Below are 12,933 nucleotides of genomic sequence, written 5' to 3'. Positions count from 1 at the left end.
ACCCCGGGTCAAGCCCGGGGTGATGAAAAGGGCAAAACCTCCATCAAATCTCGCCCATCATCTCCGCCAGCACGCCCAGGCAATCCTTGGCGAGCTGGATCGACCGCGCCGGCGACCAGCCGAAATCGGCATCGGGCAGATCGTCATTGTCCTTGAACGGCATTTCCAGCGTCATCGCCACCGCGCCGAAACGCTCGGCCAACTGGTTGGTGGACATGGACAGGTTCGCCTTGCCCTGCGGCGCGGCGGGATAGCCCTTCCTTGTCTGGAAATCGGGCGTCCGGGCGGCCAGCGTATCGCGATAGCGGCGATACAGGCCCGACTGCCGCTCGGTGATCGAGGGAATCCCCTCGAACCCGGCCAGGAACACGGCCGCGATCGCCTCGTCGCCATGCACGTCCATGGCGAAGTCGACCCCGGCCTCGTCCATCGCCCCGCGCACAAGGAACACCTCCGGGCTCTTCTCCATCGACGGCTCATGCCATTCGCGGTTGAGGTTGATGCCCGCCGCATTGGTCCGCAAATGGCCGCGCCGGCTGCCGTCGGGATTCATGTTCGGCACGATGTAAAAGGTCGCCTTTTGCCGCAGCAGCCGCGCCACGGCATCCTCCTCGTCGCAGAGCCGCTCCAGCGCGCCTTCCATCCACCATTCGGCCATGCTCTCGCCCGGATGCTGGCGGGCGTAGAGCCACACCTTTTTCGGCCCCTCGCCCAGCACCAGCAGGTCGAGCGGCTGCTTGTCCAGCGTCAGCCCCAGTTCGCGATGCTCGACTCCCGGCTGGGACGCCGCCCAGGCGACCAGATCATGGTGCCGCTCCATCGAATAGGGCGCGAAATAGGCGAGCCACACCGCATTGGCGTCGGGCGCCAGGCGGATCGTCAACGTGCCGTCGGCATAGCTGGTGTCCGCCAGCAGCCAGTTCTCCCGATCCTCGCTATAGCGCGCCTTGTAGCCCGGCCAACCATCGGGATAGGCCGACGCGCCGCAATTGGTGATCGCCAGTTCGACCTCCCGCCCGGCCACGCCCGCCACGCGGAAGTGGAACCATTGGTAAAAGTCGCTCTGCCGGTCCTTGACGATCTCCAGCTCGGCGCGGACGCCGGCCGGGCTATCATCTAGGGAAATAACGCGAATATTGCCGCTGTCGAAAGCGCTGGTGATGGAGATGCTCATTGGACGGTTATAGTCCGGCCCGATTCCCCCGGATAGCCCCCGATGAGCGCCGCTGCGAGCTTCTGCGCCGCCAGACCGGGCTGGGAAGCGGGCGTTCCCTCCCGCGCCTCCGTCTGCGCGCGGCCTTCCCAGATGGTGGTCGAATCGACCCGGCGCCGCAACTGCACTTGCAATTCGGTGACGACCTGCCCCTTGGGCTTGCCCGACAGGTTGATGCCGATGCCAAGCCCCAGGCCGGAATAGCCGCCGCTGCCCACGGCGCCGCCCACGCCGACGCTCACCGGCTTGCCATTGGCGCCATAGCTGTTCGGCTCGCGGAAGGTCCGGCGGAAGCCGACCAGCGCGACATAGTCGCTCTTCGCCCCTTGCCCGGCCGGGGTGAAGCCCACGCGCTGCAATTCCTGATCCACGGCGGCGGCATAGGTCCGGAATTCCAGGCCGACATCGGGGTTCCCGGCCATTTCCTCGACCGCGACAGTGCCGCTGCGCACCGGATTGCCGATATGGAATCGCGTCACTTCCACCGGCGGAACGGCCGTGGCGCAGGCGCTCAGGGACAGGGCGAGCAGGGAAGGAAGGACGATCTTTTTCAACATGGCCTGAACTCCAAGGGATGCTGACCCTCTACACGACACGGCGGCGCTAATCCCTTAAAAGCGTTGAAGCCATGGCTTTGCTGCACGGGGGATGAACGCCATGCGCGACGGGGCCGAAATCCGGGTCGTTCCCCTTGACTTTCGGCCTCCTCGCCCATAGGGGCAGCGCTTCGATTTTTCGATCAAGCAAGATTCATTCAAAGGCTGGTTCCATGAAGATCCGCAATTCGCTCAAGTCGCTCAAGGGCCGTCACCGGGATAACCGCGTGATCCGCCGCCGCGGCCGCACCTATGTCATCAACAAGACCAACCGCCGCTTCAAGGCCCGCCAGGGCTGATTCATGGCGGTGGCCGCCGTCATCTTCGACGTCGGCAATGTCCTGTACCACTGGAACCCCAGGGTTCTGTACGAGCGCCTGATCGACGACGATCGGGCGCTCGACGCGTTTCTCCAGCATGTGGTGACGCTGGACTGGCATTTCCAGCATGATCAGGGCCGCCCTTTTGCCGAGACCAGCGCCGAACTGATCGCGCGCCATCCCGAACATGCGGACCTGATTCGCCTGTGGGGCGAGAAGTTCATCGACAGCGTGGGATCAGCGATCGAGGGTATGCCGGAGATCGTCCGCGAACTGGACGACGGCGGCGTTCCGATCTTTGCCATCACCAATTTCAGCGACGAATTCTGGCCGCCCTTTCATGCGCGGGAAGCGGCGCTGTTCGCGCCCTTTCGCGACATCCTCGTCTCCGGCGCGGAAAAGCTGGTGAAGCCCGATCCGGCGATCTACCGGCTGGCGCTGGAGCGATTCGGGCTGCGGGCGGAAGAGGCGCTGTTCATCGACGACCGCGAGGAGAATGTGATCGCGGCCGAGTCGGAGGGGATGCGCGGCCATCTGTTCCGCGACGCGGCGGCGTTGCGGGAGGAACTCGCCTCTCTCGGATTGCTGAACGTCCAGATCCGCGCACAATCATAGCCCAACCGTCTCTCCGTCATGCTGAACTTGTTTCAGCATCCATTGCGCCTCTTGACCCAGGTGGAGAGAGGAAACGCGGCATGGCAGCAATGGCGTTCAATGTACGGACCTTGGCGCGTCAGGCCCGATGGATGCTGAAACAAGTTCAGCATGACGGAGGGGATGGAGGCCGCGCGAGTCATTCGGGACGGCCTCATCCTCACCCTGATCAGCCCTCGTCCCGCCCTCTCAGCTCATCCCCGCGAATCGCCGCCACATGCAGCACATTGGTCGACCCCGGCGTCCCGAACGGCACCCCGGCCAGGACGACGATCTTGCCGCCCTTCTCGACCATATCGTGCCGCAGCGCCATGCGCCGCGCCTTGCCGATCATCTCCTCGAACGTGCCGATGTCCTTGGTCCGCACCGCATAGACGCCCCAGGTCAGCCCCAGCTTGCGCGCCGTGTCCGCTCGTGGCGTCAGCGCCAGGATCGGCGTCATCGGCCGCTCGCGAGCGACGCGACGCACCGTGCTGCCCGATGAGGTGAAGCAGGTGATCGCGCTTGCCCCGACCACCGACACGATGCCCCCCGCGCCCTCCGCCAGAGCGTCGGCCGTGGTCGGATCGGGCTTGGTCTCGGTATAGTGCAGGCGTCCGAAATAGCCCGGATCGCGCTCCACGCTATGGGCAATGCTGTCCATCATCGTCACCGCCTCGACCGGCCAGTCGCCCGCCGCCGTCTCCGCCGACAGCATGATCGCGTCCGCCCCGTCATAGACCGCCGTGGCCACGTCGGACACTTCGGCGCGTGTGGGGGACGGGGACTTGATCATCGATTCGAGCATCTGCGTCGCCACTACGACCGGACGGCCCATGCGCCGCGCCGTCGCCACGATCTGCTTCTGCAGCGGCGGCACAGCTTGCGGCGGCAATTCCACGCCCAGATCGCCCCGCGCTACCATCACGCCGTCGGCCAGCTCGATAATCTCCTCCAGCCGCTGCACGGCGGCGGGCTTTTCGATCTTCGCCATCAGCGCGCCATAGCCGCCCATCAGCTTGCGCGCCTCGGCCAGATCCTCGGGCCGCTGGACGAAGCTCAAGGCGATCCAGTCGCAGCCCTGCTCCACCGCGAAGCTCAGGTCGCGCCGGTCCTTCTCGGTCAACGCGGGCACCGGCACGACCACGTCCGGCACATTGACGCCCTTGCGGTTGGAGAGGGTGCCGCCGACCTCGACCACCGTGTCGATGCGGTCGTCCGCCACCTGCTTGACCCGCAGCACCAGCTTGCCGTCATCCAGCAGCAGCCGGGTTTCGGGCACCAAGGCCGCGTAGATCTCCGGATGCGGCAGGTTCACGCGGGTCGCGTCGCCCGGCGCCGGATCGCTGTCGAGCGTGAAGGCGGCGCCGGTCTCCAGCACCGCCAGTCCGCGCTCGAACGTGCCGACGCGCAGCTTTGGCCCCTGCAGGTCGCCCAGGATCGTCGTCGGGCGGCCGAACTCCTTCTCCAGCGCCCGGATCGCGGCGATGCGGGCGGCATGATCCTCATGCGCGCCATGGCTCATATTGATGCGGAAAGCGTCAGCCCCCGCGACGAACAGCGCCCGGATCATCTCCGGGCTGTCGCTTGCGGGCCCAAGGGTCGCGAGGATGCGGACCTTGCGCGTGCGGGGCGGTAATTTCGTCATTCTTCCCAAACTCCTGACCGTCATGGTCGCCGCTGGTTTGCCAGGGCGCGGTTTTCGATTATCCGTGCTGCACGACAGGATGATGTAGACCAGCGAAAGGTTTCGCCGTGAGCGATAGCATACTCAGCGACGCGGTCGCCGCAACCGCCTTCCGGCGGCTGGTGGCGCATTTGCAGCACCGCACCGACGTTCAGAATATCGACCTGATGGGCGCGGCGGGTTTCTGCCGGAATTGCCTGGCCGACTGGATCGCGGAAGCCGACGGCGCATTGGGCAAGGACGAAGCGCGGGAAATCATCCACGGCATGCCCTTTGCCGAATGGAAATCCCGCTATCAGGGCGAAGCGACGCCGGAACAGATCGCCCGCATGCAGGAGAGCGTGGCGAAGAACGCCGACGGCCATTAGAGCATTTTCGAGTTGACCGTTCACGGTCAACGGCTGGGAAAATGCGGTATCAAAGCAATGATGGGCATTTTCACGCCAAGTAAAAATGCTCTAGAGGCGTGTCCCGACCGATTCACCCAAATGATTCACACTGACTGGAGATTCTCATGAGCGATGGCAATGTCGCCGCCGAACAGCTACGCCTTTTCATAGAGCGCATCGAGCGTCTTGAGGAAGAAAAGAAGGGCATCGCGGACGACATCAAGGACGTCTATCTGGAGGCCAAGGCCAATGGCTATGACGTGAAGACGATGCGGTCGATCGTGCGCCTGCGCAAGATGGAGCGCAACGCCCGCATGGAAGCCGAAGCGCTGCTGGATACCTACAAATCGGCATTGGGGATCGAATAACCCCTGCAAACAAGGAGAGCGCCCATATGTCCGAGATCATCGTCAGCACCACCCCCACATTGGAAGGGCGTCCCGCGAAAGAGTATCTCGGCATCGTCACAGGCGAGGTGATCGTGGGCGCCAACCTTTTCCGCGACCTGTTCGCCAGCGTGCGCGACATTGTTGGCGGACGATCGGGCGCCTATGAGGATGTGCTTCAGCGTGCCCGCGAACAGGCGATCGCGGAAATGCGCACGCGGGCCGCGACGCTGGGCGCCAATGCCGTGGTCGGCGTCGACCTCGATTATGAGACCGTCGGGTCCAGCGGGTCGATGCTGATGGTGACGGCTTCGGGCACCGCGATCCTCGTCTGACGTTGCGCATCACGGGCGCGCTCGCTAGAGAGCGCGCTTCGGATAACCAGACAAGTCAGGAGCAGGCCGTGGCCGGCCATAGCAAATTCAAGAACATCATGCATCGCAAGGGCGCGCAGGACAAGAAGCGCTCCTCGATGTTCTCCAAGCTCAGCCGCGAAATCACCGTCGCGGCGAAAATGGGCATGCCCGATCCGGACATGAACCCGCGCCTTCGCCTGGCGATCAACGCCGCCAAGGCGCAGTCCATGCCCAAGGACAATATCCAGCGCGCCATCGACAAGGCGATCGGCGGCGATACCGAGAATTACGAGGAAATCCGCTATGAGGGCTATGGCCCCGGCGGCGTCGCGATCATCGTCGAAGCGCTGACCGACAACCGCAACCGCACCGCGACCAACGTGCGCACGGCCTTCTCCAAGAATGGCGGCAATCTGGGCGCTTCGGGCGCGGTCAGCCATGGCTTCGACCGCATGGGCCTGATCACCTATCCGGCGAGCGCGGGCGATGCCGACGCGATCTTCGAAGCGGCGCTGGAAGCGGGCGCGGAAGACGTGTCCTCGAACGAAGACGAGCATGAAATCTGGACCGCCATGGACGCGCTGCACGAAGTCGCCAAGGGTCTGGAGGTCAAGCTGGGTCCGGCCGAGGGCGCCAAGCTCGCCTGGAAGCCGCAGACCACCGTCGAAGTCGACGAAAGCAATGCCGCGACGCTGATGAAGCTGGTCGACACGTTGGAAGACGATGACGACGTCCAGACCGTCTGGGGCAATTATGAAGTGTCCGACGAGGTCATGGAGAAGCTGGGTTGATGACTTCCACCCCTCTCCCCATGGGGGAGAGGGTTACGCAGCCTTGGCGGCTCTGCCGCCTAGGCGGAGTTGGGAGAGGGGGCAGCGCGACATTCGATCGTTGCACAGCCCCTCTCAAAATACGACCGGGCAGCAAGCCTCTCCTCTCCCCTGACGGGGCGAGGGAGATTTCATGATCATCCTGGGACTCGATCCCGGCCTCGGCACGACCGGCTGGGGGCTGATCGCGGCTGACGGCAATCGCCTCACCCATATCGCCAATGGGCAGATCAAGACCGATTCCGAGATGGCTCTGGCGTCCCGCCTGCTGGTGCTGGACCTGGCCCTGACCGACCTGATCCTCGAACATCAGCCCAATGGCGCGGCGGTCGAGGAGGTGTTCGTCAACGTGAACCCGCAATCGACACTGAAGCTTGGTCAGGCGCGCGGGGTCGTTTTGCTGGCGGCGTCCCGGTCCGGCATGGAGGTGGGCGAATATGCCGCCCGATTGGTGAAGAAATCCGTGGTCGGCGTCGGCAATGCGTCCAAGGAGCAGGTCCACGCCATGGTGTCCCGCCTTCTTCCCGGCGCGAAAGTCGCGGGGCCGGATGCTTCGGATGCCCTGGCGGTGGCGATCACCCATGCGCATCATCTGGCAAGCGCCCGGCGTATTCCGAGGAAGTGACCGGTCCTGAATAGGGGACGGCTTAGTCCAGCCGGGCCGGTGAGCGGATCGGTTTCTGGCCGGTTGCCCTCGCCAAAGTCTTCCGAAAACGCCGCTTAGTGAAACCGTATGAACCGCATCCCGCTCGGCAGGCGCCAATGCAGCGGATGGCGGCGCATGACCGACAAATGAGCAAGCGTCAGCGTCAGGCAGAGAAGCGCGGCGGGAATGGCCACGGTCTGCGCCGCCGGCCACGACAGGGCGGCGATCAGCGCGGCAACCGCGCCCGCCAGCGCGGCGAGCGTCGCGCCCGCCTCGCCATCCGGGCCGCGCAGCCAGAAGACGCAGCCGCCGACGCCCAGCGCGAAGGCCATGGCAAAGCGCGCCGCCTGTCCCGGTTCCGCCAGGCCGCAGCCGATGAGCAGCAACAGAATCGCCCCCGCCAGTCCCAGGCGCGGCAGGCGGCCGAGCAGATTGGCGATGACCGGATAGATCAGCAATTCGCCCATGGCGATGGCGATCAGGATCGCGGTGGCGAGCCGGGCCTGTTCCGGCCCCGCGATCAGCGCGACGATCGCCGTCCCGGCCCATGGCGCCAGCCGCAGCGGCGCCATGCGGATATGGCTGATCCACCCCTGCAACCCCGCCCGCGTTTCCCAACGCCGGTCGGCCAGCCGCAACTGGAAGGCGGCGATGATGAACAAGGCCTCCGCGCCCCAGGGCAGCAGCGATGGGGCGATCAGCGGCGCGGCGAGCACCAGCCCCAGCAGCAGGCCGTGGGCTGCCCCCAATATCTTCAACTCGCCCTTCATGCGGCGCTCCCTTGCGCGACTGGTGTTGCGGGGAATAACGGTTGGCGCGCGGCAAACTTGCGCTTGCGGGTCAAATAGGTGTCGAGGCCGATCTGCAGCGACAGCATCATGAAGATGAAGGGCTGATAGGCGATGCCCACGAACAGCGATCCGAACATATAGATGACATGCCCCTGCTGCAGAGCGAGGGCGAAGGGCGACACCCAGGCTTCATCGCCCTCCCGGTTCCGGTATCTGCGCCGGATCGCCTCGGTCCGGATGAAGCAAGTCAGGTGCAGCAGCGCCCAGAGGAAGAAGCCGAAATAGCCCTGTTCGCCCAGCATCTCGAAATAAGCGCTGTGATAGGCGCGGCCATGATCGGTGACGATGCGCTTTTCCATGCGCGATCCGGCGGCGTCTATGACCCGCTCCTGCATGGCATAGGTGAATTTGTTCTGCAGATAATTGTCGAAGCCGCCGCCGCCCGGATGCTCCTTCACATAGTCGAGCGTCCATTTCCACACGGCAAGGCGGGTCGAGGCGCTTTCGTCCTGGCTGTGGTTCTCGATGGTTGACATGCGTTGGGTGAAGCTGGCGGGCAGGAAGGGGATCGCCGCTAGCGCCGCGACCGCCATCAGCGGACCATAGATGAAGCGCCGCTTCGACCGCATCAGCATCAGCCCTGCGAGGACGGCGATGCACACCAGCCCCGTGCGCGCCTCCGTTCCGATCGGCATCAGCAGGCAGGCGAAGCAAAGCGCATAGGCGAACAGCCTGACCCGCCAGTCGGGCGGAAAGACGGTGCCATGCCGGGCCAGCCAAAGGATCAGCGGAATCAGCGAAATGGCGACGGTCGAGATGATGCTGCCTTCATAGAGGCCGCTATTATTGTCGACCATCAGGTTCAGCACGCCATAGCCGCCGCCCGACAGCGCCGTCTTCATGCCGCCATTGATGATGATCGTGCTGGCGCAGAGCACCATGAACAGCGCCAGCGCCTCGATCCGCAACCGCGTGCGCAGGGTGACGGGCAGGAAGATGGCGAACACCATCGCCTTCCAGACCCAGCCCCATTTGGTCGCCGCGTTGATCGGGAAGTCCGCCGTCGCGGTCGTATAGCCGCACCAGGCGAGCAGCAGCAGCAGGATCACCTGCCGCGCGGAAAAGCGGCAGTCCTTCTTGTCGTCGACCAGCGCCCATGCGCCGACCGCCAGCACGAAGGCGATGAAAGAGATGGGGATGCTGTTCAGCAGGAAATAGGAGAGCCGCTGCGGCGAGACGATGTCGATATAGGCATAGACCGCAATCAGCAGGAACGGCCGCTTTAGGCCAGCCAAGAAGAAGACGCCGAGGAAGGCAACGAAGAACAGGTCACGCATCGCCGCCCTCCCTTTCCAGGTCGGAGGGGAGATCGCGGTCGAGATCGGCGCGGGACAGCAGCCGCCAGGCCGCCAGCAAAATGACGCCATGGCTGATGAGAAGGGAAAGGGCGTCGATCATTCTGCGCTTGGGCTATCCGTCACTTCCAACGTGCTCCTGCGAAGGCAGGAGCCCAGTCCAGACGTTGGAACTGGGTTTCTGCCTTCGCAGGAACACCGCGCTCTTTGCTCCGAACCATCCCACCCCTAACCCAACAGAGTTGACGGCCCGTTAAACCTTTTCCGGCAAGACTCAGGGCCATGACACGGATTCTCCATGTGCTGGACCACAGCCTGCCGATGCATAGCGGCTACACCTTCCGCACCCGCGCGATCCTGCGGGCGCAACTGGCGAAGGGCTGGGACGTGCGCGGCATCACGGGCCATCGCCACGCCGCGCCGGGGCCTTTGGAGGAGATCGTCGATGGCCTGCATTTCCACCGCACGCCCGGCGAATCGACCGGCGGCAATCCGCTGCTGCGCGAATGGAGAGACATTTCCGCCCATGCCGACGCCATAGAATCGTTGGTGCGCCAGTGGCGGCCGGACATCATCCACGCCCATTCGCCGGTGCTGAACGCCATCGCCGCGCAAAAGGTGGCTAAGCGTCACAACATCCCCATGATCTACGAGATCCGCGCCTTCTGGGAGGATGCGGCGGTCGGCAACGGCACAGGGACGGAGGGCAGCCCGCGCTACTGGCTGACCCGCCAGCTCGAAACCCATGCGGTGCGCGCCGCCGATGCGGTCTCGGTGATCTGCGAAGGGCTGCGCGGCGATCTGGTCGCTCGCGGGATCGACAAGGAAAAGATCATCGTCTCGCCCAATGGCGTCGACATGGACCAGTTCGGCACGCCCGTTCCCCGCGATCCGGCGCTGACCGCGAAGCTGGGTCTGGAAGGCGCCGATGTCGTCGGCTTCATCGGCAGCTTCTACGATTATGAGGGACTGGACGACCTGATCGCTGCCCTGCCGAAGCTGGTGCGCGCCCGCCCCAAGGCGAAGCTGCTGCTGGTCGGCGGCGGTCCGTGCGAACAGGCGTTGCGCGATCAGGCCATGGCCTCGCCCTTTGCCGACCATATCGTCTTTGTCGGCCGCGTGCCGCACGATCAGGTCGAGGATTATTATGCGCAGGTCGACATCCTCGCCTATCCGCGCAAGGCGATGCGGCTGACCGATCTGGTGACGCCGCTGAAGCCGCTGGAAGCCATGGCGCAGGGCCGTCTGGTCGCCGCGTCCAGCGTCGGCGGCCATCGCGAACTGATCGAACATGGCGTCACCGGCACGTTGTTCGCGCCCGACGATCCGCCCGCCATCGCCGCCGCGCTGGCGGAGATGTTCGCGGATCGCGGCTTCTGGGATCAGCGGCGGACAGCGGCCCGCGCCTTCGTGGAGCGCGAGCGTAACTGGTCGTCAAACATTCTTCGCTACGAACCCGTCTATCGGCAATTGCTGACCCGCCCTCAGCGGGTGCGGGCGGCGGCCTGAGAAAATGGGCAGGCTGGCAAAGGCGCTGTTGGGCGCGCTGGGGGCCGGGCTGCTCCTCTGCTCGCTGCCGGTCGGGCTGGTCGAGACGGTGGTCGCGTCGAGCGGCGTCAGCGAAGCCGTCCCCGCCGCAGCGCCGCCGCTGGGGCTGAAGGCGCGGCTGCTGCTGGCCGGGTTCGGCGCGGCGATGGCGCTGGGCCTGATCGGGATGGGACAAAGGGAAAAGCGCGTCGCTCTGCTGACGCATGACAAGGAAGGGCGCGGGAACGGCGCCGCAGGAGTGAGCGAAATGGGTTTTGCATTGTCGAAGCTGAACTGGCTGTCGCGTGACCGGAACAGGTCGGGTCCGGCGCTGCGCCGCGCCGACGCCCATCCCGACGCGCCCGCCCGCCCGCCGATCTTCGCCAGCCGCGACTTTGGCGGGCTGGACATTTTCGCCCGCACCGCGCCGGGCCGCGATGAGGTCGAGGCGGAGGTCACGGCCGAAGCGCCCGCCACCACGCCCGCCGCCGGCCTCTCCATCCCGAGCATGCCGGAGGAGATGACGGAGGAAACAGCCTTCGCCCGCCTCCAGCGCGCCTTTTCGCCGGAAACCGTCGACGCCGATTTTGAGGAGATTGCGGAGCCCGCCCAGCCCCAGAGCGCACCCGCTCCCGCTCCCATCGCGCATCTTTCGCTGGCGGAATTGACCCAAAGGCTGGAACAGGGCCTTGCCCAGCGCAAACGGATGGGCCGGCCTGTCTCCGTGTTGGCCGACATGCCGGTCGAGGCCGCCGTGCCGGTGCGCGAGCATGTCGAGCAGGGCGTCGACGAAGCCCTGCGCGCCGCTTTGGGGACTTTGCGCAGCATGGCGGGTCGCGCCCGCTAAGTCAGCGCTCACCAATCCTCGATGGTCAGCGCCGACAGCTCGATCCATTCGCCGCCCGGCGCCGGACGATTGCCGTCGACGCTGATGTCAGCGACGAAATGACCTGTCAGGTTCCATTCCGCTTCCTCTATCCCTTCGACAAAGGCTGCGCGCCGTTCCGCCGCATCGGGCCCGGCGAGGGTCAGCGCGACGACATGGCGCCGCCCCTGAAACAGCGCGCTGGCCCATGGGCGGCTGGCGGCGCGATCCACCGTGACGGGCGCCCCCGCCCGCTCCAGCAATTGCGCCAATAGCCGGGGCAGGGGATCGCGTGCTTTCGCCGCTGACTCCCCATTTCGGACCAGATTTCCCTTGGAGGCGTTCATGTCGATGCTTGTCATTCGCTGGCGCTCCTGCGATATGTGTTCATGAAATGTTCTACCCGTCTCCTCATTCTGTCGCCCGGTTCGCGCCCCTTGCGCAGATCGAAGACCAGCCGTGGATCGCGGACGCTCTCTCGGCCGAATCGGGTCGCCGGAACGCCATTTTCCCGCAGAAATTTTTCGACGGCACGCAACAGCATCGTCCTGCTTCTCCTCTGTCGATTCGATTCGCCCCCTGCGAATCCATAGGTCATTTTCTTGTTACCCTATTTCCTACTTGTCTAGGAAAATTCCTATCATTATGGATGAAATATGGTCGGTAACGGAGAAGATCCACGCATCGTGCTGGAGCGGCTGATTGCCGAGCGGGGGGACAGCTATTCCGATCTCTCGCGCCTGCTCAACCGCAATCCCGCCTACATCCAGCAGTTCATCAAGCGCGGCACGCCCCGCAAGCTGGACGAGGAGGACCGGCGAATCCTGGCCCGCTATTTCGGCGTGGCGGAGGATATGCTGGGCGGATCGGCCGCGCGCGGAACCGCGCCGGCCAAGGGGCGATCCTTGCCCTCCGTCGTCACCGTGCCGCGCCTGTCCCTGGGCGCATCGGCCGGACCGGGATCGCTGGACGAGGATGAGCGGACAACGGGCGTGATGGCGTTCGACGCCAACTGGCTGCGCCATCTGGGCGTGCGGCCGCAAAAAATATCGATCATCCGCGTCGACGGCGAATCCATGGCGCCGACGCTGAGCGACGGCGATGAGATCATGGTCGATCATGACGATGACGCGGCGCGGCTGCGCGATGGCGTCTATGTGCTGCGGCTCGACGGCGTGCTGATGGTGAAGCGGGTCGCGATGGGGCCGCGCCGGGGACTGTTTTCGGTGCTCAGCGACAATCCCCATTATCCTGACTGGATCGACATCGATCCGGCACTGGTCGTGATCGTCGGACGAGTGGTATGGACCGGACGACGGCTGGTTTAGGAGGTACTATT

Annotated in this window: 18 protein-coding genes; 10 read left to right on the top strand and 8 right to left on the bottom strand. The window is 65.0% G+C overall.

The window, feature by feature from the left end; genetic code table 11:
- Nucleotides 1–43: 43 nt before the first annotated feature.
- Together HUK72_RS09895 and HUK72_RS09890 are read right to left on the bottom strand one after the other, a co-directional pair.
- The gene (locus HUK72_RS09895) at nt 44–1,174 is read right to left on the bottom strand and encodes a carboxypeptidase family protein (protein WP_176596637.1); all 1,131 of its coding nucleotides are present in this window, start codon (nt 1,172–1,174) and stop codon (nt 44–46) included.
- Entirely contained in the window at nt 1,171–1,770 is a 600-nt protein-coding gene (locus HUK72_RS09890; protein ID WP_176596636.1) for a hypothetical protein, read from the bottom strand. Before HUK72_RS09890 ends, HUK72_RS09895 begins: the two co-directional genes overlap by 4 nt.
- 212 nt (nt 1,771–1,982) lie before the next feature.
- On the opposite strand from HUK72_RS09890, the gene ykgO reads away from it, so the two are divergent.
- Together ykgO and HUK72_RS09880 are read left to right on the top strand one after the other, a co-directional pair.
- Entirely contained in the window at nt 1,983–2,108 is a 126-nt protein-coding gene (gene ykgO / locus HUK72_RS09885) for a type B 50S ribosomal protein L36 (protein ID WP_004210176.1), read from the top strand.
- 3 nt (nt 2,109–2,111) lie between these two features.
- Nucleotides 2,112–2,744, top strand: coding sequence for an HAD family phosphatase (locus HUK72_RS09880; RefSeq protein ID WP_176596635.1), 633 nt, complete (start codon nt 2,112–2,114; stop codon nt 2,742–2,744).
- Between the two features lie 208 nt (nt 2,745–2,952).
- Here the strand turns inward: HUK72_RS09880 and pyk are convergent, their stop codons facing one another.
- The gene (gene pyk / locus HUK72_RS09875; RefSeq protein ID WP_176596634.1) at nt 2,953–4,410 is read right to left on the bottom strand and encodes a pyruvate kinase; all 1,458 of its coding nucleotides are present in this window, start codon (nt 4,408–4,410) and stop codon (nt 2,953–2,955) included.
- A gap of 107 nt (nt 4,411–4,517) precedes the next feature.
- On the opposite strand from pyk, the gene HUK72_RS09870 reads away from it, so the two are divergent.
- From HUK72_RS09870 to ruvC, 5 genes are all read left to right on the top strand, one after another.
- Nucleotides 4,518–4,817, top strand: coding sequence for a DUF1244 domain-containing protein (locus tag HUK72_RS09870; protein ID WP_176596633.1), 300 nt, complete (start codon nt 4,518–4,520; stop codon nt 4,815–4,817).
- A 146-nt stretch (nt 4,818–4,963) separates the two neighbouring features.
- Nucleotides 4,964–5,206 (top strand): DUF2312 domain-containing protein, encoded by a 243-nt coding sequence (locus tag HUK72_RS09865; RefSeq protein ID WP_176596632.1) that lies wholly within the window; start codon nt 4,964–4,966, stop codon nt 5,204–5,206.
- 26 nt (nt 5,207–5,232) lie between these two features.
- Nucleotides 5,233–5,559 carry a heavy metal-binding domain-containing protein gene (locus tag HUK72_RS09860; protein ID WP_218035947.1) on the top strand — a complete coding sequence of 109 codons (327 nt, stop codon included), beginning with the start codon at nt 5,233–5,235 and terminating at the stop codon, nt 5,557–5,559.
- A 68-nt stretch (nt 5,560–5,627) separates the two neighbouring features.
- Complete coding sequence (locus tag HUK72_RS09855; RefSeq protein ID WP_176596631.1) at nt 5,628–6,371, top strand: YebC/PmpR family DNA-binding transcriptional regulator; 744 nt, start codon at nt 5,628–5,630, stop codon at nt 6,369–6,371.
- A 172-nt stretch (nt 6,372–6,543) separates the two neighbouring features.
- Nucleotides 6,544–7,035, top strand: coding sequence for a crossover junction endodeoxyribonuclease RuvC (ruvC, locus tag HUK72_RS09850; protein WP_066555197.1), 492 nt, complete (start codon nt 6,544–6,546; stop codon nt 7,033–7,035).
- A 95-nt stretch (nt 7,036–7,130) separates the two neighbouring features.
- Here the strand turns inward: ruvC and HUK72_RS09845 are convergent, their stop codons facing one another.
- The 3 genes from HUK72_RS09845 to HUK72_RS27225 are packed head-to-tail and all read right to left on the bottom strand — an operon-like array spanning nt 7,131 to nt 9,305.
- The gene (locus HUK72_RS09845) at nt 7,131–7,826 is read right to left on the bottom strand and encodes a hypothetical protein (protein WP_176596630.1); all 696 of its coding nucleotides are present in this window, start codon (nt 7,824–7,826) and stop codon (nt 7,131–7,133) included.
- Nucleotides 7,823–9,184 carry a putative O-glycosylation ligase, exosortase A system-associated gene (locus HUK72_RS09840; protein ID WP_176596629.1) on the bottom strand — a complete coding sequence of 454 codons (1,362 nt, stop codon included), beginning with the start codon at nt 9,182–9,184 and terminating at the stop codon, nt 7,823–7,825. The genes HUK72_RS09845 and HUK72_RS09840 overlap by 4 nt, the downstream gene beginning before the upstream one ends.
- Nucleotides 9,177–9,305 carry a hypothetical protein gene (locus HUK72_RS27225; protein ID WP_255325659.1) on the bottom strand — a complete coding sequence of 43 codons (129 nt, stop codon included), beginning with the start codon at nt 9,303–9,305 and terminating at the stop codon, nt 9,177–9,179. Before HUK72_RS27225 ends, HUK72_RS09840 begins: the two co-directional genes overlap by 8 nt.
- 179 nt (nt 9,306–9,484) lie before the next feature.
- Between HUK72_RS27225 and HUK72_RS09835 the strand changes: the two genes are divergently transcribed.
- A complete protein-coding gene (locus tag HUK72_RS09835; RefSeq protein WP_176596628.1) occupies nt 9,485–10,711 on the top strand; it encodes a TIGR04063 family PEP-CTERM/XrtA system glycosyltransferase in 1,227 nt (408 codons plus the stop codon).
- A gap of 4 nt (nt 10,712–10,715) precedes the next feature.
- Nucleotides 10,716–11,576, top strand: coding sequence for a hypothetical protein (locus HUK72_RS09830; protein WP_176596627.1), 861 nt, complete (start codon nt 10,716–10,718; stop codon nt 11,574–11,576).
- 8 nt (nt 11,577–11,584) lie between these two features.
- Here the strand turns inward: HUK72_RS09830 and HUK72_RS09825 are convergent, their stop codons facing one another.
- Nucleotides 11,585–11,956, bottom strand: a complete 372-nt coding sequence (locus HUK72_RS09825) for a hypothetical protein (protein WP_176596626.1) — start codon at nt 11,954–11,956, stop codon at nt 11,585–11,587.
- Entirely contained in the window at nt 11,953–12,138 is a 186-nt protein-coding gene (locus HUK72_RS27220; protein WP_255325799.1) for a hypothetical protein, read from the bottom strand. Before HUK72_RS27220 ends, HUK72_RS09825 begins: the two co-directional genes overlap by 4 nt.
- A 112-nt stretch (nt 12,139–12,250) precedes the next feature.
- Here HUK72_RS27220 and HUK72_RS09820 point away from each other — a divergent pair, with 112 nt between their 5' ends.
- Nucleotides 12,251–12,922, top strand: a complete 672-nt coding sequence (locus tag HUK72_RS09820) for a S24 family peptidase (RefSeq protein ID WP_176596625.1) — start codon at nt 12,251–12,253, stop codon at nt 12,920–12,922.
- Nucleotides 12,923–12,933: the final 11 nt, after the last annotated feature.

This window comes from Sphingobium sp. 15-1, from assembly GCF_013375535.1.
In the GTDB taxonomy this organism is placed as follows: domain Bacteria; phylum Pseudomonadota; class Alphaproteobacteria; order Sphingomonadales; family Sphingomonadaceae; genus Sphingobium; species Sphingobium aromaticivastans.
This window is presented reverse-complemented; position numbering and strand designations above follow the sequence as displayed.